Raw genomic sequence first — 22,489 nt, forward strand, 5'->3', positions numbered from 1 at the left:
GCCCGCTTTTATTTGTCATAGCACCAGTTAGTGAGACTGCATTTAGAGCGGGGATTATGAAATGCGTTTTGTCGGCAACGTTATCTGGTTTGTATTCGGTGGCGCTATACTGGCGCTGGTCTGGCTTATGGGGGCGGTTGTTTTTGCAATCTCCATTGTCGGACTGCCACTTACACGTGCTGCGCTTGAGATGGCCAAGATGTCAGCTTTTCCATTTGGAAAGACCGTAGTTCATGTACGGGAGTTGGATGGTAAGGAACTTTCCGCCACGACTGCTGCAACAGGCACTATTGGCTTTATCTTTAATATTCTTTGGGCATTTACGTTCGGCATTACCCTTTTCTTTGGCTACATCATTGCGGGCATTTTCAATTGCCTGACGATCATTGGTATTCCATTCGGTCTTCAGGCATTTAAACTGGCTGCCATCTCTTTATGGCCAGTTGGTCGCCGCGTTGTCAGTCTCGAATTGGCGGATGCGGCGAGGAATCGTAATGCATTGAAACAGCTAGATGCAATTCGCGGAACTTGATTCCGACAACAAAGGCCCGGTTGTAAACCGGGCTCTTTGCTATTCAGTAGTAAATCAGGCTGCTTTCTCTAGATCTTTTTTCCAGCCGCCGGTGGCAGCCAGACCGTTCATCTTTGCTCGATGGGCAAAAGCCCGCTGACCGGCAGCGATGTTTTCATCCTTACCGCCCCAGGCGTCCAGCGCTGCCGCCTGCAGGGCACGGCCATAGGAGAAAGTCATTTTCCACGGCATGTCGAAGCTCGCATTCATCGCAGAAAGGTGGGCGGTCGCTTCCTCACCGGTCTGACCGCCGGAAAGGAAAGCAATACCGGGCACTGCTGCCGGAACCGTGTTGCGGAAACAGCGGACAGTTTTCTCCGCCACTTCCTCGACGGAAGCCTTGCGTGCCTTTTTGCCGTCGATGATCATATTCGGCTTCAGGATCATGCCTTCCAGCCGAACGCGAGCATCGTAAAGTTCCGTAAACACCGTCTTGAGAACCCATTCCGTCACGTCATAACAACGGTCGATGGTGTGATCGCCCGGCTGGCCGTCCATCAATACTTCCGGCTCAACGATAGGGACGATGTTTGCTTCCTGGCAAAGCGCTGCATAGCGGGCGAGCGCTCGTGCATTCTGTTTCACCGCCCCCCAGCTGGGCAGGCCATCGGAAATTGAGATCACTGCGCGCCATTTGGCGAAACGGGCGCCAAGTGCGTAATATTCATTGAGCCGTTCGCGCAGACCGTCCAGCCCCTCTGTGATCGTTTCACCTTCGAAGCCCGCTAGCGGCTTCGCACCCGCATCGACCTTGATGCCCGGAATCGACCCCGCCCTTCGGATGATTTCGACAAGCGGTGTACCGTCCTTGGCCTTCTGTCTTATGGTTTCGTCATAGAGAATGACGCCCGAAATATAGTTCTTCATCGCTTCGTCCGAGCGGAACAGCATCTCGCGATAGTCGCGGCGCGTGTCTTCCGTCGATGCGAGATGGATTGTGTCAAAGCGCTTCTTGATGGTGCCCGAACTTTCGTCGGCAGCGAGAATGCCTTTTCCTGCCGCCACCAGTGCAATCGCAATATCCTCAAGACGTTCAGTCATATGCAATGCTCCTTCTATCAAAGCGATGAGGGAGTGTTGGTTAAAACTATGAAGAGCGCAAGTCATTGAAACGTTTGAAAGATTTTTCAAACGGTTTAGATGAGACAAGTTATCTTACGAGCGGTCAGATTGGTTATCTCAGGTTTTTCCCGAAACTCGTTTTGATATCCGCCTCTCAACCCCCATGTAAGAAACCAGTGAGAAAAACCTCGCCTGTTTTCCATTGTCCAGATTTGAGGAGGAGATATGCGACGCGCCGTTTTGAGCCTGCCGTTTGTTCTGGCAGCATCAATGGTTGCCCTGCCGGTGCTGGATGTTTCGGCTGAGAGTATCAATGCCGGTGGCAGGAAGGCCGAAGCACGTGCTCCGTTTACTGCAACGTCGGTTGCCGAATTCGATACGCCCTGGGCTATCGCCTTTCTGCCCGATGGCAGACTTTTATTGACGGAGAAGGGCGGCAAGATTTTCATCGTCACGCAATCGGGTGACAAAACTGCTGTCGATGGTGTGCCGGAAGTGGCATTCAGTGGCCAGAACGGCCTGCTCGATATTGCGCCTGCCCCGGATTTCGAAAAGGGTAAGGCAGTCTACTTCTCCTATAACGAACCGGCGAAGAACGGCAGCAGTGTCGTTCTGGTGCGCGCTATGCTGGATGAAGGTGACGGCAAAGCAGCGCTACAGGACAAGACCACGATCTGGAAACAGGATGCGGCGGCTCGCGGCGGACAGCCGGGCGGCATTATTGCATTTGCGCCGGACGGCAAACATCTGTTCCTTTCCGTCGGCGACCGCATGTTGCCTGCAACCGCGCAGGACGATGAGGCTCCCATGGGGAAAATTCTCCGCATGAATCTCGATGGTTCCGTGCCGAAGGATAATCCGCACGCGGATGCGGGAGGTGTACGGGCATTGACCTGGTCAACCGGCCATCGCAACCCGTACGGACTGGCCTTCGGCCCCGATGGAAAGCTCTGGGAGCACGAGATGGGCCCGCGTGGCGGTGACGAGTTCAATCTCATCAAGCCCGGTCTTAATTATGGCTGGCCTGTTGTTTCCAATGGCGACAATTATAGCGGCAGACCGATCCCGCGCCATAGCACACGTCCGGAATTCGAGCCGCCATTGGTGTACTGGACGCCGGTTATCGCTCCGGCCGGGCTTGCCTTTTACGAGGGAGACATGTTCCCCGAATGGCGCGGTTCGGCTTTGATCGGAGGGCTTTCGGTCATGTCGCTGGTGCGTGTCGTGATCGACAAGGATGGCAAGGCGGACGAAGCCGAGCGCTTTGAAATGGAAAACCGTATCCGCGATGTGGCTGTCGGTCCCGACGGGGCCATCTGGCTGATCGAGGATGACAATCCGGGACGTCTCCTGAAGTTGACCCCCAAAGCATGAAGAAAAGCCCCGGATTTCCGGGGCTTTATTTGTTCTCATACATTCTTCCGTGCAAACCGCTTCACGCTTTTGCTGGAAATGCTCTACTTCTTCAGCACATCAACGCCGGGGAGGGGCTTGCCTTCCATCCATTCGAGGAAGGCGCCGCCTGCGGTCGAGATATAGGTGAAGTCGTCGGCCACGCCAGCATGATTGAGGGCTGCGACCGTATCGCCGCCGCCGCCGACCGAAACCAGCTTGCCAGCCTTGGTGCGGGCGGCGACGTGTTTTGCGGTCTTGACCGTCGCGGTGTCGAACGGACGCAGTTCGAACGCACCGAGCGGACCGTTCCAGACAAGCGTGGCCGCATCATCGATGGCCGAGGCGATCAGATCGGTCGAGAGTGCTCCGGCATCGAGAATCATGCCGTCGCTTGGAACTGCATCGACTCCATAGGTCTTGTTCGGCGTGTCGGCTGCAAAGTGCCAGCCCACGACAGCATCGACCGGAAGGATGATCGCGCATTTGGTGGTTTCGGCCTTGGCCATGATTTCGCGGGCGGTGTGGGCCAGCTCATGCTCGCAGAGCGATTTGCCGACATCGTGTCCCTGTGCTGCCAGGAAAGTATTGGCCATGCCGCCGCCGATAACGAGCGCATCAACCTTTTCGATCAGGTTGGACAAGAGGTCGAGCTTGGTCGAAACCTTTGCGCCACCGACGATGGCGACAACCGGACGAGCCGGATTGCCAAGGCCCTTTTCCAGCGCTTCAAGCTCGGCCTGCATGCCGCGACCCGCATAGGCGGGCAGGACGTGTGCGAGGCCTTCGGTCGAAGCATGGGCGCGGTGGGCAGCCGAAAACGCGTCGTTCACATAAAGATCGCCATTGGCTGCCAGAGCCGCGACGAATTCCGGATCGTTCTTTTCCTCGCCCTTGTGGAAACGGGTGTTTTCCAGAAGCAGGACATCGCCGTCCTTCAGTGCATCAACGGCGGCCTTGGCGTGCTCGCCGATGCAGTCTTCGGCAAAATGGACACCGTGTCCAAGCACCTTGGAGAGCGGCTTCACGACATGCTTCAGCGAATTTTCGTCCGAAGCAACGCCCTTGGGGCGACCGAAATGAGCGAGCAGAATTACCTTTGCGCCTTTCCTGGAAAGCTCGGCAATGGTTGGAACGATACGCTCGATACGGGTCAGGTCGGTGACTTCGCCATTTGCCATCGGCACGTTGAGGTCAACGCGGACCAGTACGCGCTTGGACTTGACGTCGGCATCGTCGAGAGTGCGGAAACTCATGATCTTTCTCCCAGAACTGTCTTTCGGGTGCCGGTGGAGCAGGAGAGCTCAAACAGGCAGGCGCCGGAAAAGGGTTGGATAATCGGTGACAAGCCCGTCCTCGTCGACGGGCAATTCGGCGGTGAAGGTGCGGTCGGCAGCCTCGTAGCGATAGCGCCGCCCTTCCTCAAGGCAGGTATAACGCTGCTGGTCGCGCAGCGGACGGAAACTGTCGAACGGCACGTAAAGCATGTCGAGCTGAACGGTGCCGCTTTCCGGTGTGAGGCCAAGGCGGCGGATGGGCAGCGTGTTGGTGAAGGGCGTTCCTGCCAGATCGATATCGATGCAGCCATCGAACTCGGGCAATGCATCGCCAGCCATCGTGCTCCAGCGACCGTCGCCGTCGGAAACAAGCTCCAGCCGGTGCCCGGCTGTAGTTTCGATCAGGAAATGGAGGACATGCCAGACGCTGTTGCAGTCGATGCTGTAGCGCACGCCGTAGGGATTGTCTCCGCGGTCGCCAATCACCACGCTTTCAGCACGGATCGTGCGGCCGGCGGGGCCGATATTGAGATGTTCGAGCCCTTCTCCTTCCAGCGGACGCCAGCGCGCAACGGTGGGGAGAAGGGCGCGAAACATGGTCGGAGGCTTAGATCAGCTTGCCAAAGGCGACAGCGGTATCGCCCATGCGGCTGGAGAAGCCCCACTCATTGTCGTACCACGACAGGATGCGCACCATGGTGCCTTCCATGACCTTGGTCTGGTCCGTGTGGAAGACCGAGGAATGGGAGTCGTGGTTGAAGTCGTGCGAGACGAGTGGCTCATCTGTGTAGCCGAGGATACCCTTGAGGCGGCCATTGGCGGCTTCACGGATCGCGTTGTTGACTTCATCGACGGTCGTTGCGCGCTTGGCGATGAAGGTCAGGTCGACGACCGAGACGTTCGGGGTCGGAACGCGGATGGCAACGCCGTCGAGCTTGCCCTTCAGTTCCGGCAGAACGAGGCCGACAGCCTTGGCTGCGCCCGTCGAGGTTGGGATCATCGAAAGAGCTGCTGCGCGCGCGCGGTAGAGATCCTTATGCATGGTGTCCAGCGTCGGCTGGTCGCCCGTGTAGGAGTGGATCGTGGTCATGAAGCCCTTTTCGATGCCGATAGCATCGTTGAGAACCTGAGCCACCGGTGCAAGGCAGTTGGTGGTGCACGAAGCGTTCGAAATGACCAGATGGTCCTTGGTCAGCTTGTCATGGTTGACGCCATAGACGACAGTCAGGTCCGCGCCGTCGGCAGGAGCCGAAACGATGACGCGCTTTGCACCAGCTTCAAGATGAAGTGCTGCCTTGTCGCGCGAGGTGAAGATGCCGGTGCATTCCAGAGCGATGTCGACGCCTTCTTCCTTCCACGGCAGTTCAGCCGGGTTGCGAACGGCATGAACCTTGATCGGGCCGTAGCCGACGTCGATGGTGTCGCCTGCAACCTTAACTTCCTTGGGGAAACGGCCATGAACGCTGTCATAACGCAGAAGATGTGCGTTGGTTTCGACCGGGCCGAGGTCGTTGATAGCCACGACCTGAATATCGGTGCGGCCCGACTCGACGATGGCGCGAAGGATGTTGCGGCCGATGCGGCCAAAACCGTTAATTGCGACGCGAACTGCCATTTTCTCTTAATCTCCCGATAGGGTACTGCACATGCAGTGCTTCAAAACTCCGTCGGAACGGACAAATCGAACAGGATTCGTCCGGCCGGACTGGAATGGAAACTCAAACGCCGGCGTTTTTACGACGCCGGCGTTCTTAAAATCATGCGGCGTTGAGCTTCTTCTCCGCAGCTTCGGCGGCATGTTCTGCCGTGATGCCGAAATGCTTGTAAAGATCGTTGATCTCGCCCGAAGCGCCGAAGCCCTTCATGCCGATGAATATGCCGTTCTCGCCGATGAAGCGTTCCCAGCCGAGTGAGATTGCCGCTTCGATCGCCACCTTGACCGGCGCATTGCCGATGGTCGCGGTCTTGTAGGCATCGCTCTGCTGTTCGAAAAGCTCGAAGCAAGGAACCGAAACGACACGGGTGGCAATGCCTTTGCTTTCCAGCAGGTCGCGGGCCTTGAGTGCGATTTCCACTTCCGAACCGGTCGCGAAGATCGTCACCTTGGCATCCTTGCTTGCCGCAGCAAGTTCATAGGCGCCGAAAGCCGAAAGGTTTTCGTCGCGATGCTCGGTACGAACCGTTGGCAGGTTCTGGCGAGTGAGAGCCATCGTCGATGGCGTCTTCTTCGATTGCAGGGCAATCTGCCAGCATTCAGCCGCTTCGACAGCGTCGGCAGGACGGAACACATTATGGTTCGGAATGGCGCGCAAGGCGGCAAGCTGTTCTACCGGCTGGTGGGTCGGGCCGTCTTCACCAAGACCGATGGAGTCATGCGTCATCACGTAAACGACGCGGATGCCCATCAGCGAGGAAAGGCGCATGGCCGGACGGCAATAATCCGAGAAGGTCAGGAAGGTGCCGCCGTAAGGGATCAGCCCGCCATGCAGCGTCATGCCGTTCATGGCTGCTGCCATGCCGTGCTCACGGATACCGTAATGGACGTAACGCTGGCCGTAGTCTTCCGGCGTTATGGCCTTGGTCTGGCTCGTCTTGGTGTTGTTCGAACCGGTGAGATCGGCGGAGCCGCCGATGGTTTCCGGCACGACACCATTGATGACTTCCAGTGCCATTTCCGAAGACTTGCGGGTTGCGACCTTCGGCTTGTCTGCGGACAGCTTCTTCTTGTATTCGATGATGGTTGCATCGAAGTTGGAAGGCAGGTCGCCACGCATCCGGCGCTCGAATTCAGCGCGGGTGTCCGCGTCGACGGCAGCAAAGCGCTTTTCCCATTCCTGACGCTTCCTGGCGGCATTCAGACCGGCAACGCGCCAGCCGTCCAGCACTTCTGCCGGAACGACGAAGGGTTCAGCACTCCAGCCGAGCGCCTTGCGGGTTGCAGCGATTTCTTCAGCACCGAGCGGCGAGCCATGCACCTTGTTGGTGCCAGCCTTGTTTGGTGCGCCGAAGCCGATGGTCGTCTTGCAGGCGATGAGCGTCGGCTTGTCGGAAACCTTGGCCAGTTCGATTGCCTTGGCAATCGCATCCTGATCGTGACCATCAACAGCCATGGTGTTCCAGCCGGAAGCGGCAAAACGGGCTGGCTGATTGGTATTGTCGGAAAGCGTGACCGGGCCGTCGATCGAGATGTTGTTGTCATCCCAGAACACGATCAGCTTGTTCAGCTTCAGATGACCGGCAAGCGCGATGGCTTCCTGGCTGATGCCTTCCATGAGGCAGCCGTCACCGGCAATCACATAGGTGTAATGGTTGACGAGGCTGTCGCCGAACTGTGCATTGAGGATACGTTCGGAAAGTGCCATGCCGACGGCATTGGCGATGCCCTGTCCGAGCGGGCCGGTCGTCGTCTCGATACCGGCGGCGTGACCATATTCCGGATGGCCTGCGGTGCGCGAACCGAGCTGACGGAAATTCTTGATCTCGTCGATGGTGATGTCTTCGTAGCCCGAAAGATAGAGCAGCGAATAGAGCAGCATCGAGCCGTGGCCTGCGGAGAGCACGAAACGGTCGCGATCCGGCCAGTGCGGGTTCTGCGGGTCGTGCGAGAGAAAACGGGTATAAAGCGTCGTCGCTATATCGGCTGCACCCATCGGCAGGCCGGGATGGCCCGAATTGGCTTTCTCTACCGCGTCCATAGAGAGGAAGCGGATCGCGTTGGCCATCTGGTTTTGTTTGTCGGAATTGGTCATGGTCTCAGCCGTCTTTCCTTGGGAGGGGTTAACGGGGTTGCGGCGATGCCTTTTGCCTGAGCACGATCCGTGTCCAAAACGGCTTCATGCGTTTCGGGATCACGCTCCAGAAGGCATCGGGACACATAGCACCTGCGTATAAGGAGTCAATAAACCGATGACTTTTGGGCAATAAACTGTCCGCGACTAATCGATTGAGTTGTGTGGAAAGCTGTAGAACAATCACCGAAAAGCCGTTTTTGCACCGATAACGGTGCATGAACGTTTAGATGTGCCCCTCATTTGTTGCTTATCGGGCGGGTGATTATTACAATCTTTTCAAAGATGCCCGTCCCGCAGGCGCGATTCGATCCCCATAAGTTGGCCCGCGAATTGGCATTGGAAAGGATATGGATGGCACCCGAAACGACCCTCAGGCAAGTCTTGGAACGGCTGGAAAAGGCACTCAATACGCTTGAACAAGCGGTCGATCTGCGGCTGGACAAAGAAGGCGACTTCGCCGAGGCCGAGGAGGAGGTGCAGCGTATGAATGCGGATCGCAGCCGTCTCGCCCAGGAACTCGATCAGTCGGAAGCGCGCGCCGAGCGGCTGGAAGCTGCTAATCGCGAGGTTTCACGCCGCCTTGTGACTGCGATGGAGACAATCCGCGCCGTTCTGGACCGATAGGAGGCTACCATAGCGACCGTAACCGTTACCATTGATGGCAAGGCCTACCGCATGGCCTGCGACGAAGGACAGGAAGAACATCTGTCCGGGCTTGCCGACCGTTTCGATCAATATGTCACGCATCTCAAAACGTCCTTCGGGGAGATAGGCGATCTGCGCCTGACCGTCATGGCCGGGATCATGGTGATGGACGAGATGGCCGAGATGCAGAAACGTATCAACGGTCTGGAAAGCGAAGTTGAAACGCTGCGCCGTGCACGTGATGAAGCGCTTGGTCGCGCTGATAGCAACGATGCTGCCTTGACAGGCATGCTGTCGGATGTGGCGTCGCGCATCGAGCAGGTGGCTTCGCGCATTGCGCCACGGAACAGCTGAACTTCGTCCAGATTTTTCTGAAAAGTTTTCCTGTTAAGCCGGTGTAAGCCACTGGCGTTCCCATCGGGCAGGTACTATATTGGGCCTTGGCGAACTGCGCTTCCCGACAGGTGTAACAGCATCCCCGGGGCCTTATTGATCTCTAAGGGAGCTGTCCCTGTGAAGGCTTGCGGGCTTTCGCATATGGCGCCCACCTACTTTGTAGGTTCCCGGGATCAATCACTACCATCGGTCGTCGTGGTCGCCGCTTTCTTTTCCTCTGGCTGTCGCAGGATAGCTATGAGCTTGATCTAACGGACAATTTGTTCGTAAACATGCGCAATGCTCCAACGATTTGCGCATCTTGATGAAATCTCCTGAAACAGCATCGCCCGATTCATCGGAAAGACTGGCCGTCGCGGTACCCATCGCATTCGTCTACGGCCTTCTGCTTTATGTCATGATCTGGTCGGGCCAATATGCGGATGCGATGCCCGTCATTGCGGGCCTGATGCTGTTACCGATGGCTGTTGCCAGCCTTGCTTCGAGCCTTTCCGACCCGCGTGCGCAAAAAAGCCTGTGGCGGCATGTCCGTATGGGATGGGCTATCATCGCCGGGCTTGTCGTTACCAGCATGGTCTTTTTCCATGAAGCAGGAATTTGCGTGGCCATGGCCGCTCCGTTTTTCATGGTGTTCTCGGCGCTCGGTTCGACGGTGACCTTGTGGATCATCCGGCAATTTCGTTCGCGTCGCACCACGACGCTGGTGATTGCGCTGCCGCTGCTCGTTCTGCCAGCCGAACTTCAGATGTCCTACACCCCGCATGATGGCGCTGTAACCACGGTGATCGAGATCGTAGCGCCTCCGGAAGTCGTCTGGCAGCAGACGGTTGAAATCCGCAATGTGCGCCCGGACGAACTGTCGTGGACATTCAGCCATGGCGTTCTTGGCGTGCCGCAGCCCGTGGGTGCAAGGCTGAACGGTACTGGTGTTGGAGCGGTACGCGACTTGCAGTGGACGCACGGCGTCAATTTTCAGGAAATCGTCACGCAATGGGAAGAAAATCGGCTTCTGGCGTGGGATTTCCGCTTCGGCCCTGGCTCCATACCGCCCGAGGTGGAAGCGCATATCAAGGTCGACAGCACCTATCTGAAGCTTGCGCAGGGTGATTATCGTCTTGAGCCTCTCACGAATGGTCACACACGTCTCACGCTGACGACCCATTATCAGATCGCCACGCCGATCGATTTTTACTGTGACCTGTGGGGCAAACTGTTCCTCAATGACTTCCACGGCGTTGTTTTGAAGGTCATTCGTGACCGCTCGGAGAAGATCGCGTATGGCGCGGGCGGGATCACTTGACGGATTGGCTCTTTGCGGTTCCACTGCATGGTGAAAGACGGCAGCAGGGAGTGGCTTGGAATGGCAGCAACGGAGCGCAGCCCCGGTCTGGAAAAGCAGGAGCTTAGACGCAAGGTTCTGGCGGTCCGTGATGCGCTTGATCCGCGTTTTCATTACGAGGCTTCGCTGGCGGCAGCCAAAAAAGGTGAAGCTGCAATTGACGTTCCCAAAGGCACCTTGATTGCTGGTTATTGGCCGATCCGTTCCGAAATCGACCCACGCCCATTATTATCGGCGCTTCGCGCCAAGGGTGCCCGGCTTTGCCTCCCCGTTGTTCTGGACAAGGAAACGATTGCCTTTCGTGAATATCTGCCTGATGCCAGATTGCGTCAGACTGGTTTCGGCACGATGGGGCCGGGAGCAGATGCGCCGATTGTCGATCCTGCGATCCTGTTGATGCCGCTTGCAGGCTTTGATCAACGTGGGCATCGACTTGGCTATGGTGCAGGACACTACGACCGCGCGCTGGCGCGGTTCACCGAACGCGGTCTGCAGCCGCTTTTGATCGGCATGGCTTTCGACTGCCAGGAAGTCGAGCATGTGCCAAATGAGCCGCATGATATCGCGCTCAACCAGATCCTGACCGAGAGCGGCTTGCGCCCGGTTGGAACCGAGCTGCCGCTCTAGATTTTGTTTTCATGTATGTCTCCCAAAACCGGTTCGCGCTTTTGGGAGACATACATTAGTTTTTTCTTCTGCATTTATGCGAGGTCAGGCAATTCCGCCTGACTGCAAAATGCCCTGATCTGCTTGCGTTCGCTTGGCGCAAGTTTATAAGGCATTCTCATGAGATTGCTTTTTCTTGGTGATATGGTGGGCCGGTCGGGCCGCACCGCAGTATATGAAAAACTGCCGGGGCTGATTTCCGATCTGAAGCTGGACTTCGTAATCGTCAACGGCGAGAACGCCGCAGGCGGTTTTGGCATTACGGAAGAGATTTTCCACGATACCATCCGTGCTGGCGCCGACGTTGTCACGACCGGCAACCACGTGTGGGATCAGCGCGAGGCGCTGGATTTTTCCAAGCGCGAAGACCGCTTTCTGCGCCCGGCAAACTTCCCGAAAGGCACAGCCGGAAAAGGTGAGGGGCTTTATATCGCCAAAAATGGCGCCCGCGTTCTCGTGTCAAACGTCATGGGCCGGGTGTTCATGCATCCCGATCTCGATGATCCGTTCATCGCCGCCGAGAAAATTCTGGAAGCCTGCCCGCTTGGCGAGCAGGCCGATGCCGTCTTCTTCGATTTCCATGCTGAAGCGACGAGCGAAAAGCAGTGTTTCGGTCATTTTGTCGATGGTCGCGCCAGCGCTGTTGTCGGGACTCACACGCATGTCCCGACCGCCGACTGCCAGATATTGCGCAATGGCACAGCCTATATGTCTGATGCAGGCATGTGCGGTGATTATGATTCCTCACTGGGCATGGATAAGGAGGAACCACTCAACCGCTTCCTGTCGAAAGTGCCCAAAGGACGGTTCGAAGCGGCGAATGGTCCGGCTACCGTCTGCGGTGTGGGCATAGAGATTTCGGATCGCACGGGGCTTGCAGAAAAGGCCGCTCCCTTGCGCATCGGTGCGCATCTGGAGGAAACCATTCCGGCATTCTGGCGATAACGTCTTATTTTAGCTTGAAGTATGATGTTATCTATAACTAGGCCGCTATTTTAATCTGGCAGCTTTCTGCCAGTTGAATGGATTTTCCAGACTACTATCTCCTTGCAACGAGTTTTTTTGCAAGGGGACGCAACTCAATGGATTTTTTTGCCGAGTATCTGGGATTTCTTTCGACCCCCGCCGGCTGGGCCGCGCTGGTTACGCTGGTGACGATGGAAGTCGTCCTCGGTATCGACAATCTGATCTTCATCTCGATCCTTACCAACAAGCTGCCCGCCTCGCAGCAGGCGCGCGCCCGCCGCATCGGCATTGGCGCGGCGCTCATCCTGCGCCTGGCGCTTCTTTTCACGATCTCGATCATCGTCCAGCTCAAGGATCCGATCTTCGAGGCGTTCGGCCATGGCTTCTCCTGGCGTGACATCATCCTGATTGCCGGTGGCCTGTTTCTTGTCTGGAAGGCGACCAAGGAAATTCACCACACGGTCGATCCCGATGATGGCAAGGAGAACATCGGCGGCAAGGTGGCCCAGCTCACCATGGGTGCCGCCATCGTGCAGATCCTGATCCTTGATCTGGTTTTCTCGGTCGATTCGATCATCACCGCCGTCGGCATGACCGACGAGATCGCCATTATGGTCATTGCCGTGGTCGCAGCCGTTACTGTCATGCTGCTTGCAGCCGATCCGCTTTCGCGGTTCATCGCGGCGAACCCAACCATCGTCATGCTGGCGCTGGGCTTCCTGCTGATGATCGGCATGACGCTGATTGCCGATGGTTTCGGCTTCCACGTGCCGAAGGGCTATATCTACGCTGCTATGGGCTTCTCAGCGCTGGTCGAAGCGCTCAACATGCTGGCGCGGCGAAAGCGCAAAAGCCAACAGTAAAAGCCAGATACAACAAGGCCACCCGTCTCATCCTGAGGCGGGTGGCCTTGTTATTTTAACGCCGTGAAACTGGTCTGTTGTGGCAATTCTCGTGCAGAGGTTCGACCATTCGCAACGCTCGCAGGCTTTGCGTAACGTGCCTTCTGCAAAAGCGCCGCGCATTACGGCAAGCCGCTCTGCGTCGAGCCCGAGACGGTTCTGCGTGGAAAGCGTCTGGCCGAGAAGTTCGCCTACGGCCTCCAATGCCAGCCGGTCGCGCTCGCGAACACTCGCTTCGTAACAATGGCAATCGCCCCCGCAGAGCAGGGGCGCACAAATGTCGTCAGGGCCATCGACCAGAAAAATCTCTTCACCTTTGCTGAGCCGCCCGGCAATCCTGTCGTAGTTTTCGACGAAAGCCGGGCTGTAGCCTTTGCCGACATAAGTCAGCATGCACAGGAGATGATGGCCGCGCAGGCGTACTGTCACCTGGCAGATCAGGCCTTGCCGTCGCGGGCGATGGCCTTGAGGATCGCAGCGCCGAGAGCCGACTTGATGAGGGCGCCGACGAGGAACGGCGTCACGCCGAAGGCAACGGCCTTTTCAACGCCAATGATGCTGGACAGCCAGGCTGCGCCAAGAGCAAGGCAGACCACATTGGCGGCAAGGAACGAAACGAAGGCGAGGCCGACGCGGTTACCGTTCCAGCCGCGTTCGGCCAGATAGCCGGTCAGCGCCGCGATGATCGGGAAGGAAACGAGATAGCCTGCGGTCGGGCCTGCGAAATGCGGAAGACCACCAGCGCCGCCTGCAAGGACCGGAAGTCCGAGCATGGCTTCGCCGAGCCAGGCCAGAACCGTGGCCATGCCAAGACGCCAGCCATAAAGCGCGCCGATCAGCGGAACGATCAGGGTCTGCAGTGTGATCGGGACCGGAATCATCGGAACTTCGATCTGCGACGAGACGGCGAGAACCAGCGTGCCAAGCGCAACGGCTGCAAGGCGCATTGCAGGGGAACGGGATTCCAGATTGAGCGGGCTGAAGGATGGGCGCGTCTGGGTGATGGTCGTCATGGCTTCCTCAAATTATAGATAAAATTGAGATTCGATCTATATCTTCTTAAAGCTCCTGACGATAAACGCAAGAGGCGGAACAGGCAGCATGGCGTGTTGCTGTGGGAGTCGCGCAGAGACCCGGTCGTGCAGATGAAAATCTGTGCGAATAATCCGTCACTACAGCCTGGAATGGGGACGCCGAAAATAAGATGCTTATCTGTGCAATCGCCTGATCAGCCGACAATCGCAAACGAATCGCGCGTCTTGCCCGATGCGGTCTTGACCGGACGGTGCCCGATCCATTGCACATGCCGGGCGAGGATAGTGACTGCGCTCTCGACATCGTTCTGGCGCAGCGCCCGCAATATGGCACGATGGTCGTGGTCGGTGCGGGTTTCCCACTCCGACCGCCAGGTGGCGAAGAGAAACCGGGCGCTGGCAGCGTGAAGATCATCGATAGCCGCAAGCAGGCGCGGCATCTTGCACGGTTCGAGGATGAGCCGGTGGAAACGGCGGTTGGCGTCTTCCCAGCTTCTGACATCGCGTGACTTGTCGCCTTCCAGCGTGGCCTGCTCTGCGGCATCGAGCGTTGCCTGCGTGATATGGGGCGCGGCATGGCGTAGCGCCAGGACTTCCAGAGCGGTCCGCATTTCCGCCACTTCCCTGATTTCGCCGATGTCGAACGATGCAACCCGAACGCCACGCCGAGGCTCGGAAACAGCAAGTCCCTGAGCCTCCAGTCGCCGGAATGCTTCGCGCACCGGCACATGGCTGGTTTCGAACTCTTCGGCAATGTGATCCTGTCGCAGTTTCGTGCCGGGCTCGATCTCACCGGCGATGATGCGGTCGGCGAGAATGCGGCTGATACGGGCTGCGATGGTTTCGCTGGGGGTGTTCTGGGCGGGCTGAATCATGAATTTATAGATAATCCGCTTTGCCTGACGGGTCGAGCAATATTGCTTTTGTTGACAGAGATTCGGGGGACAGCGGCGCTTTTGCTGGACGAATGGGCCTGAATTCCTTATAACGCCGCCATTCTGCACGGAAAGCACTGTGGCCCAACCTGCGGCCCTTCTCTGCTTGATCTCTGTTTCATGCGTGACGCTTTCTCCGTGCACAGCATTTTAAACAGAACAGGGGTGCCATGGCCGGCCATTCACAGTTTAAGAATATCATGCACCGCAAGGGTCGTCAGGATGCGGTGCGGTCGAAAATGTTTTCCAAGCTCGGACGCGAAATCACCGTCGCTGCCAAGCAGGGTCTGCCTGACCCGACGATGAACCCGCGCCTGCGTCTGGCGATCCAGAACGCCAAGGCGCAGTCCATGCCGAAGGACAATATCGAGCGCGCCATCAAGAAGGCTGCCGGTAATGACGGCGAGAATTATGATGAAGTGCGCTACGAGGGCCGTGGCCCCGGCGGCGTATCGGTTATCGTGGAAGCACTGACGGACAATCGTAACCGCACGGCATCGAATGTGCGTGCAGCCTTCACGAAGTCGGGCGGTGCGCTGGGCGAAACCGGTTCGGTGTCCTTCATGTTCGACCGTGTTGGCGAAATCGTCTACAAGTCCTCCGTCGGCGACGCCGACAAGGTTATGGAAGCGGCCATCGAAGCCGGTGCTGACGATGTGCAGTCCGGTGAAGAAGAACACGTCATCATCTGTGCGTTCGAAGATATCGGCGAAGTGTCGAAGGCTCTGGAAGCTGCTCTCGGTGAAGCCGAATCGATCAAGACGATCTGGAAGCCGCAGACCAATACCGAGCTGGACGAGGAAAAGGCGCGTTCGGTTCTCAAGCTTCTCAACGTGCTCGAAGACGATGACGACGTGCAGAACGTCTACACGAACTTCGAAGTCAGCGACGAAGTGATGGAAAAGCTGAGCGCCTGATTTCTCGTGCTCACAACAATGATGCAAAACTCCCGGTTATCCGGGAGTTTTTTTGTGCCCTGATGAATGAAATTCAGGCATAAAAAAACCCCGCCGAGGCGGGGCTTTTCAACCAGATGCAATATCGGATTAGATGCCGAGATTGCCGAAACGGTTCTTGAATTTCGTAACGCGACCACCGCGATCGAGCAGGGTCTGCGAACCGCCCGTCCAGGCTGGATGGGTGGTCGGGTCGATATCGAGGTTCATCGTATCGCCTTCTTTGCCCCAGGTCGAACGGGTCATGTATTCGGTGCCATCGGTCATCACGACCTTGATGGTGTGGTAGTCGGGATGGATATTGGCTTTCATCTTCTCAATCCTGAAAGTCTGGGGTGAAAAGCGCAGCCTTGACTATCGAAACTGCGGCACTTTCGCCCAATGGCAGATATGAAGACCCATTACCTACAGGCAACGGCTTCCAAAAGGGTTGGCGAGCCTATACATCAGGCGCACGGCAATAACAAGGGCGCAAACACAAGAATGGCCGACCGGGATACTGAAATTGATATGAATCACGAATTGACTGCAGAAGATGGCCGCAAACGCCGCACGCTGAAGCCGCTGAAGAGAGTTTTGCCGTTTCTGGCACCCTATAAGGTCCTGGTTGCAGGCGCGCTCTTTTCGCTGGTGCTGGCCGCTGTAACGACCCTTGCCGTGCCCGTCGCGCTGCGTCGTATGATCGACCATGGCTTTACGGGATCGAATGCGATCTTCGTTAATAATTACTTCGGCATGCTCGTGTTGCTGGCGCTCATTCTCGCGCTGGCATCGGGCCTGCGCTATTTCTTCGTGATCTCGCTCGGCGAGCGAGTGGTCGCGGATTTGCGCAATGCGGTCTTTTCGCATGTGACGGCGCTTTCGCCGGAATTCTTCGACCGGTCACAGTCGGGTGAAATCGTTTCGCGCCTGTCGTCCGACACGACGCAGATCAAGTCGGTGGTGGGCGCTACGGCCTCTGTCGCGCTGCGCAACATGATTCTGGGTGTCGGCGCGCTGGCGATGATGGTCGTGACCAGCCCGAAGCTTTCTGCGCTGGTCATTGCTGCCATCCCGATCATCGTTGTGCCCCTGATCGCCTTCGGACGCTCTGTGCGTCGCCGTTCCCGTATGACGCAGGACATGCTGGCGAAGGCCAATGCCTATGCCAGCGAACAGATCGGCGCGATGCGCACGCTGCAGGCCTTCACCAACGAGAATATGGTGGTCGGGCGTTTTGGCAGCGCGGTAGAAAAAGCCTTTCAGGCGGCGCGTTCCTCCATTCAGGCGCGTGCGATCCTGACGGCCTTTGCCATTTTCCTGATCTTCTCCAGCATTGTTGCGGTGCTCTGGTTCGGTTCGCGTGATGTGCTGGCCGGCACGATGTCTGCCGGTACGCTCGGTCAATTCGTGCTTTATGCCGTGTTCGCAGGCAGCTCCTTCGGGGCCTTGTCGGAAGTGGGTGGGGAACTGGCGCAGGCAGCAGGGGCTACGGAGCGGCTTGTCGAAATTCTGGACGAGCAGCCGGGTATTGCCGCGCCTTTGAAACCTGTTGCCATGCCGGTGCCGCCACGCGGTGAGGTCGTGTTCGATTCCGTGCATTTCTCCTATCCGACGCGTCCGGATGCACCGTCGCTCAATGGCGTCAGCTTCACCGTGAAGCCCGGCGAGACTGTTGCGTTTGTCGGTCCCTCGGGTGCAGGCAAGAGCACGATCTTCGCGCTCGTCATGCGCTATTACGATCCGCAGTCAGGCAAGATCCTGATCGACGGCGTGGCTTTGCCTGATGCTGACCCGCAGGCCGTTCGGGCGCGCATCTCAACCGTGCCGCAGGATGTGGCGATTTTCGCCACCAGCGTGCGCGAAAACATCGCCTTCGGTAGACCCGGAGCGAGCGACGAGGAGATTGTGGCAGCGGCAAAGGCAGCCCTTGCGCATGATTTCATCATGGCGCTCGACAAGGGCTATGACACGGAAGTCGGCGAACGCGGTGTGACGCTTTCAGGGGGCCAGCGCCAGCGCATCGCCATTGCGCGGGCAATCTTGCGTGCTGCGCCCATCCTTCTTCTTGATGAAGCGACATCGGCGCTTGATGCTGAAAGCGAGATGCTTGTGCAAAAGGCCCTGGACAGTCTGATGGCTGATCGCACGACGCTTGTCGTCGCGCACCGGCTTGCGACCGTGCTCAAGGCCGACCGCATTCTGGTGCTCGACCATGGCCATATTGTCGAAGAAGGCACACATCAAAGCCTTGTCGAGAAGGGCGGCATCTATGCCCGTCTCGCCAAGCTGCAATTCGAGGCAGGTGCTGGAGCCTTCGCTGCGAAGTGAAACGGGGGGCGTTGCCCCCGTTATTTCTTCTTATCGTTCGGTCAGCTTCAGCTCGATGCGCCGGTTCTTGGATCGGGCATCGGCTGTGTCGGAGGCGTCGAGCGGTTGATATTCCCCGAAACCTGCTGCAACGAGCCTATTGGCGGGGACGCCATTGGCGATCAGGAATTTGACCACTGCGGTTGCGCGGGCTGACGAAAGCTCCCAGTTGTCGCGGAAGCGTCCCGTGCCAGTCAGAGGCACATTATCCGTGTGACCGTCGACACGGAGTACCCAGTTGATGTCATCCGGGATTTCCTGATTGAGCTGGATCACCGCGTCGGCAAGTTTCTTCATCTCGTCCTGACCGGCAGGATTAATGTCCGCCGAGCCTGTCGGAAAAAGAACTTCCGACTGGAAGACGAAACGGTCACCGACGATACGGATATTCTCCTTGTCCGACAGGATTTCACGCAGGCGTCCGAAGAAGTCGGAACGATAGCGGTTCAGCTCCTGCACACGCTGCGCCAATGCGACATTCAGGCGGCGACCGAGATCGGCGATCTTGGCGTTCGATTCGCGATCGCGGCTTTCTGAAGCGTTGAGCGCATCTTCAAGTGCTGCGATCTGGCGGCGAAGGGCTGAAATCTGCTGGTTCAGCAGTTCCACCTGACTGAGTGCGCGGGCGCTGACCTGCTTTTCGGCATCAAGGCTTTCGGACAGTTCGCCAGCGCGCTTTTCAGCGGCAGCACCTGCGCCGCTGCCTTCGTTCAAAAGGCTTTGCAGACGTGAACGCTCGCTTTCCGTGCTGGACAGCGAAGCCTGCAGATTGGCGATGGTGTCCTGCATGTCCTGCGAATTGCTGCGCTCCAGCGACAGAAGCTGTGTCAGTTCCTGTATCTGGCTATTGAGTCGTGCGAGAACGCTATCCTTGTTGTTCACCTCGCGGCTGAGCAGGAATTGCGCCAGCACGAAGACGGTAAGCAGGAACATGATTGCGAGCAGTAGTGTCGTCAGGGCATCGACGAAGCCCGGCCAGTAATCGACATGCCTCTGGGAGCGGCGGTTGCGGGCGAGGGACATGGCTGCTTACTCCGCCTTGTCCGTGCGATCGGATTTGCGGTCGTGCGAGCGCTCGCCGATGGCCTTGGTGAGACGATCAAGCGTCTGGCGGATAGCCTTCTGCTCGTCCGCCTGTTTTTCCACCCAGTCGCGCATGATCTGCTGCTCGTTGCGCATGTTCTTGACGAGGCCCTGTATGCCTTCGGCAAGATTGGCCAGCGCTGCCGTGGTGCGCTGCGTGGATGCGTCGCCGCCATGCAGGTTCTGCAACCGGTCGGCCAGAACGCGGATTTCTTCCGTGCCTCCGTTCTGGTCGGCACCGATATCGGAACCGAGATCGGTGACTGAAGAAAGCCAGTTTTCCAGTTCCGTATAGAAGCGGTTTTGCGCGCGGCCCGCCTGAAGGTCGAGGAAGCCGAGAATCAGCGAGCCGGAAAGACCGAACAGCGAAGACGAGAAGGCTGTGCCCATGCCGGAAAGCGGAGCTTGCAAGCCTGCCTTCAACGCATCCAGCACATCGCCGGTGCTTCCTGAATTCGGGTCGAGGGTCTGAATAGTGCGCCCGATGGAGCCGACCGTTTCGAGAAGGCCCCAGAATGTTCCGAGCAGACCAAGAAAGACCAGAAGTCCGATCAGATAGCGCGATATATCCCGGCTTTCATCAAGACGTGTCGCGATGGAATCGAGGATCGAACGCATGGAGGCAGTGGAAAGCGCCATCGACTGGCGGCGGCCGATCAAAGCCCGCATCGGTGCAAGCAGGACGGGCGGTCGCGTGGTGCCGTCGCGGTCACCGTCGCGGAATGAGTTGACCCAGCGAATCTCTGGCAGAAGTCGCAACACCTGTCCGAAGGCCAGCAGAATACCGACCAGAAGAACGCCGAGAATGAGCCCGTTAAGGCCGGGATTGGTGACGAAGAACGTATGGATCTGCCGCATCAGGATCGCGGCCAGAAAAGCCACGATAATAAGGAAGATCGCCATGGAGAGAATGACAATGCGCGGGCTCGACAGGCGGTAGGGGTCGTAATCGCGTCCCTCGTCCAGACGGTCCCGGGAAACTCTCAAATCGCTCATGCGTTCCGCTCCATGGTCGCGTGTTTGAAAAGAAGCCTACTTCATTAATTCGTGAAGCGGAATCATTGGAACAAGAAAATTACGCGGATTTGTGGAGTGTGCTGTCAGGCTCGCGGGATGGTCTGAATATCGTAGAGCAAAAATTTTATAATATTAAATCCCGTGATCTTAATATAATTTATTTCTTATATATACCTATATAATTGATGGTAATAAATAAATTATAAGTTGCTATTTTTAAGTTTTCTAATTTTGATAATTATTGCTTCGTACACTCAACTTTGTGAGAGGGACTAAGCATGAATTGGTGGAATATTCTTGGGAATATACTTGAGGCTCTGGGAAAGTTTCTCGGCCAACTGTAGCATAATTTTCTATAGATACGCTCTAAATTAATAAAAAGGCCGAGCCATTTAAGCGCTCGGCCTTGTTTTTAGATTGCTGGAGATGACCCAGGTGAAACAAACCATTGGATCGACAAAGCAGCAGGTCTTTTTTAGATCGGTTTGTTGATCGTTTTCAGCAATGCCTTCTGAATGATTTCATTGCCTGCAACGATGGTCTTGGTGCCGAAAATGTCCTGACCGCCATTCTTGTCCGAGACGAAACCACCGGCTTCGCGGATCATAAGAATGCCTGCGCCGAGATCCCACGGATGCATGCCATCTTCCCAGAAACCATCCAGACGGCCGCCTGCAACATAGGCGAGGTCGAGTGCAACAGCGCCCATGCGGCGAATGCCTGCGGTTTCGGCCATGACATTGCGCAGTTCGACCAGATAATGCCCGTGATGGCCGCGACCCAGATGCGGGATACCCGTGCCGATAACGGAATCGACCAGCTTGTTGCGTGATGCGACGCGCAGGCGACGGTCATTGAGGAATGCGCCACCGCCGCGCTCTGCGGTGTAAAGCTCATCCATGGCCGGATTGTAGATGACGCCGGCGACAATCTGCCCCTGACGCTCGAGAGCGATGGAGACTGCGAAAACTGGAATGCCGTGCAGGAAATTTGTGGTGCCGTCGAGAGGATCGATCAGCCAGCGGTGCTGTCCGTCCTTGGATTCAACCTCGCCGGATTCTTCCATCAAGAAGCCATAATCCGGGCGGGCGCGGCTCAATTCCGTATAGATGATCTGTTCGGCGCGGCGGTCTGCCTGGCTGACATAGTCGCCGGGGCCCTTGAGAGAAACCTGAAGATTCTGGACTTCACCAAAATCGCGAGCGAGGCTGCGGCCGGCCTTCATAGCGGCCTGTACCATAACGTTGAGAAGGGCTGAGCGGGCCATTTCATTGTCCTTGTAAGCACGATCCCGAAGCGTGGATTTTGAAAGGGATCAAGCAGTTAATCATAAACAGAATGTCGAACATCCGAACCGAAACACATTCGGTGGAGGTCGAGGAATTGAGCGATCTGAGAAAGAACGGTCGCAATCTTTGCGACATGGATAAAGTGGTGCCTGATCCAGGCACCACAAATCTCGTTTTTCGTATTAAGCGCGGCTGACGTAGGTCAGTTCGTTGGTATCAACGATCACGCGTTCGCCGGATGCGATGAACGGCGGAACGAGGATGCGGATACCGTTTTCAAGCACAGCCGGCTTGTAGGACGAAGCAGCGGTCTGGCCCTTGACGACCGGATCGGCTTCGGTGATGGCAAGCGTGACCTGATCCGGAAGGCGGATACCGATCGGCTTTTCTTCATAGAGTTCGACAGTAACCATCATGCCGTCCTGCAGGAAAGCGGCACGGTCACCGACGAAATCCTTGGCCAGCTCAAGCTGTTCGTAGGATTCAGTGTCCATGAAGATCAGCGCTTCGCCCTGTTCGTAGAGGAACGAGAAATCCTTCTGTTCCAGACGAACGCGCTCGACGGTTTCTGCAGCGCGGAAACGTTCGTTGAGCTTGGTGCCGTTGATGAGGTTCTTCAGTTCGACCTGATTATAAGCGCCGCCCTTGCCAGGCTTGACGGCGTTGGTCTTGACCGCAACCCACAAGCCGCCAGCATGTTCGATGACATTGCCGGGGCGGATTTCGTTACCATTGATCTTCATGAGCTTGATCCGGAATGAAAATGTGAAACCATGTGCGGTTCGACGCATGACGACGAAAAGGCAACCGTCCGGCATT

Annotated in this window: 23 protein-coding genes and 1 other RNA gene; 11 read left to right on the forward strand and 13 right to left on the reverse strand. The window is 57.1% G+C overall.

Annotated elements, in window-relative coordinates; genetic code table 11:
* The first annotated feature begins 61 nt into the window (after positions 1-61).
* Positions 62-532, forward strand: coding sequence for a YccF domain-containing protein (locus FG152_RS20190; RefSeq protein ID WP_010661406.1), 471 nt, complete (start codon positions 62-64; stop codon positions 530-532).
* A gap of 54 nt (positions 533-586) precedes the next feature.
* Here FG152_RS20190 and FG152_RS20195 read toward each other — a convergent pair whose 3' ends face one another.
* The gene (locus FG152_RS20195; protein WP_010661405.1) at positions 587-1,612 is read right to left on the reverse strand and encodes a class I fructose-bisphosphate aldolase; all 1,026 of its coding nucleotides are present in this window, start codon (positions 1,610-1,612) and stop codon (positions 587-589) included.
* 246 nt (positions 1,613-1,858) lie between these two features.
* Here FG152_RS20195 and FG152_RS20200 point away from each other — a divergent pair, with 246 nt between their 5' ends.
* The gene (locus tag FG152_RS20200) at positions 1,859-3,007 is read left to right on the forward strand and encodes a PQQ-dependent sugar dehydrogenase (protein WP_010661404.1); all 1,149 of its coding nucleotides are present in this window, start codon (positions 1,859-1,861) and stop codon (positions 3,005-3,007) included.
* 83 nt (positions 3,008-3,090) lie between these two features.
* Here the strand turns inward: FG152_RS20200 and FG152_RS20205 are convergent, their stop codons facing one another.
* The 4 genes from FG152_RS20205 to tkt form a co-directional block, all read right to left on the reverse strand.
* Positions 3,091-4,281, reverse strand: coding sequence for a phosphoglycerate kinase (locus FG152_RS20205; protein ID WP_010661403.1), 1,191 nt, complete (start codon positions 4,279-4,281; stop codon positions 3,091-3,093).
* A 48-nt stretch (positions 4,282-4,329) separates the two neighbouring features.
* Positions 4,330-4,899, reverse strand: a complete 570-nt coding sequence (locus FG152_RS20210) for a putative glycolipid-binding domain-containing protein (protein ID WP_010661402.1) — start codon at positions 4,897-4,899, stop codon at positions 4,330-4,332.
* A gap of 10 nt (positions 4,900-4,909) precedes the next feature.
* The gene (gene gap / locus FG152_RS20215; RefSeq protein ID WP_010661401.1) at positions 4,910-5,917 is read right to left on the reverse strand and encodes a type I glyceraldehyde-3-phosphate dehydrogenase; all 1,008 of its coding nucleotides are present in this window, start codon (positions 5,915-5,917) and stop codon (positions 4,910-4,912) included.
* Between the two features lie 142 nt (positions 5,918-6,059).
* A complete protein-coding gene (tkt, locus tag FG152_RS20220) occupies positions 6,060-8,051 on the reverse strand; it encodes a transketolase (RefSeq protein WP_010661400.1) in 1,992 nt (663 codons plus the stop codon).
* 393 nt (positions 8,052-8,444) lie between these two features.
* Between tkt and FG152_RS20225 the strand changes: the two genes are divergently transcribed.
* The 7 genes from FG152_RS20225 (at position 8,445) to FG152_RS20255 (ending at position 12,968) form a co-directional block, all read left to right on the forward strand.
* Positions 8,445-8,717 carry a DUF4164 domain-containing protein gene (locus tag FG152_RS20225; protein ID WP_010661399.1) on the forward strand — a complete coding sequence of 91 codons (273 nt, stop codon included), beginning with the start codon at positions 8,445-8,447 and terminating at the stop codon, positions 8,715-8,717.
* Positions 8,718-8,726: 9 nt separating this feature from the next.
* Positions 8,727-9,092 (forward strand): cell division protein ZapA, encoded by a 366-nt coding sequence (locus FG152_RS20230; protein ID WP_029376275.1) that lies wholly within the window; start codon positions 8,727-8,729, stop codon positions 9,090-9,092.
* Positions 9,093-9,180: 88 nt separating this feature from the next.
* Positions 9,181-9,339: non-coding RNA, 6S RNA (gene ssrS / locus FG152_RS20235), on the forward strand.
* 99 nt (positions 9,340-9,438) lie between these two features.
* A complete protein-coding gene (locus FG152_RS20240; RefSeq protein ID WP_010661397.1) occupies positions 9,439-10,434 on the forward strand; it encodes an SRPBCC family protein in 996 nt (331 codons plus the stop codon).
* Between the two features lie 60 nt (positions 10,435-10,494).
* Positions 10,495-11,100: a 5-formyltetrahydrofolate cyclo-ligase gene (locus tag FG152_RS20245; RefSeq protein WP_010661396.1), complete on the forward strand. Its 606-nt coding sequence runs from the start codon at positions 10,495-10,497 to the stop codon at positions 11,098-11,100.
* Positions 11,101-11,259: 159 nt separating this feature from the next.
* Positions 11,260-12,084 carry a TIGR00282 family metallophosphoesterase gene (locus FG152_RS20250; RefSeq protein WP_010661395.1) on the forward strand — a complete coding sequence of 275 codons (825 nt, stop codon included), beginning with the start codon at positions 11,260-11,262 and terminating at the stop codon, positions 12,082-12,084.
* A gap of 137 nt (positions 12,085-12,221) precedes the next feature.
* Entirely contained in the window at positions 12,222-12,968 is a 747-nt protein-coding gene (locus tag FG152_RS20255; protein ID WP_010661394.1) for a TerC family protein, read from the forward strand.
* A gap of 27 nt (positions 12,969-12,995) precedes the next feature.
* Here the strand turns inward: FG152_RS20255 and FG152_RS20260 are convergent, their stop codons facing one another.
* From FG152_RS20260 to FG152_RS20270, 3 genes are all read right to left on the reverse strand, one after another.
* A complete protein-coding gene (locus FG152_RS20260) occupies positions 12,996-13,436 on the reverse strand; it encodes a DUF1284 domain-containing protein (RefSeq protein ID WP_010661393.1) in 441 nt (146 codons plus the stop codon).
* An 8-nt stretch (positions 13,437-13,444) separates the two neighbouring features.
* The gene (locus FG152_RS20265) at positions 13,445-14,020 is read right to left on the reverse strand and encodes a biotin transporter BioY (RefSeq protein ID WP_010661392.1); all 576 of its coding nucleotides are present in this window, start codon (positions 14,018-14,020) and stop codon (positions 13,445-13,447) included.
* A 215-nt stretch (positions 14,021-14,235) separates the two neighbouring features.
* Positions 14,236-14,916, reverse strand: coding sequence for a GntR family transcriptional regulator (locus FG152_RS20270; RefSeq protein WP_010661391.1), 681 nt, complete (start codon positions 14,914-14,916; stop codon positions 14,236-14,238).
* A gap of 230 nt (positions 14,917-15,146) precedes the next feature.
* Here FG152_RS20270 and FG152_RS20275 point away from each other — a divergent pair, with 230 nt between their 5' ends.
* A complete protein-coding gene (locus tag FG152_RS20275) occupies positions 15,147-15,893 on the forward strand; it encodes a YebC/PmpR family DNA-binding transcriptional regulator (protein WP_010661390.1) in 747 nt (248 codons plus the stop codon).
* A gap of 129 nt (positions 15,894-16,022) precedes the next feature.
* Here FG152_RS20275 and rpmE read toward each other — a convergent pair whose 3' ends face one another.
* Positions 16,023-16,244 carry a 50S ribosomal protein L31 gene (rpmE, locus tag FG152_RS20280; protein ID WP_002964804.1) on the reverse strand — a complete coding sequence of 74 codons (222 nt, stop codon included), beginning with the start codon at positions 16,242-16,244 and terminating at the stop codon, positions 16,023-16,025.
* A 69-nt stretch (positions 16,245-16,313) separates the two neighbouring features.
* On the opposite strand from rpmE, the gene FG152_RS20285 reads away from it, so the two are divergent.
* Complete coding sequence (locus FG152_RS20285; RefSeq protein WP_498988132.1) at positions 16,314-18,242, forward strand: ABC transporter transmembrane domain-containing protein; 1,929 nt, start codon at positions 16,314-16,316, stop codon at positions 18,240-18,242.
* Between the two features lie 30 nt (positions 18,243-18,272).
* Here FG152_RS20285 and FG152_RS20290 read toward each other — a convergent pair whose 3' ends face one another.
* The 4 genes from FG152_RS20290 to efp form a co-directional block, all read right to left on the reverse strand.
* Positions 18,273-19,304 carry a peptidoglycan -binding protein gene (locus FG152_RS20290; RefSeq protein WP_010661388.1) on the reverse strand — a complete coding sequence of 344 codons (1,032 nt, stop codon included), beginning with the start codon at positions 19,302-19,304 and terminating at the stop codon, positions 18,273-18,275.
* 6 nt (positions 19,305-19,310) lie between these two features.
* Entirely contained in the window at positions 19,311-20,360 is a 1,050-nt protein-coding gene (locus tag FG152_RS20295; RefSeq protein ID WP_010661387.1) for a MotA/TolQ/ExbB proton channel family protein, read from the reverse strand.
* Between the two features lie 496 nt (positions 20,361-20,856).
* A complete protein-coding gene (locus FG152_RS20300) occupies positions 20,857-21,648 on the reverse strand; it encodes an inositol monophosphatase family protein (protein ID WP_010661386.1) in 792 nt (263 codons plus the stop codon).
* Positions 21,649-21,852: 204 nt separating this feature from the next.
* Positions 21,853-22,413: an elongation factor P gene (gene efp, locus FG152_RS20305; RefSeq protein ID WP_010661385.1), complete on the reverse strand. Its 561-nt coding sequence runs from the start codon at positions 22,411-22,413 to the stop codon at positions 21,853-21,855.
* Positions 22,414-22,489 lie beyond the last annotated feature (76 nt).

Source organism: Ochrobactrum sp. XJ1, from assembly GCF_024701725.1.
In the GTDB taxonomy this organism is placed as follows: domain Bacteria; phylum Pseudomonadota; class Alphaproteobacteria; order Rhizobiales; family Rhizobiaceae; genus Brucella; species Brucella anthropi.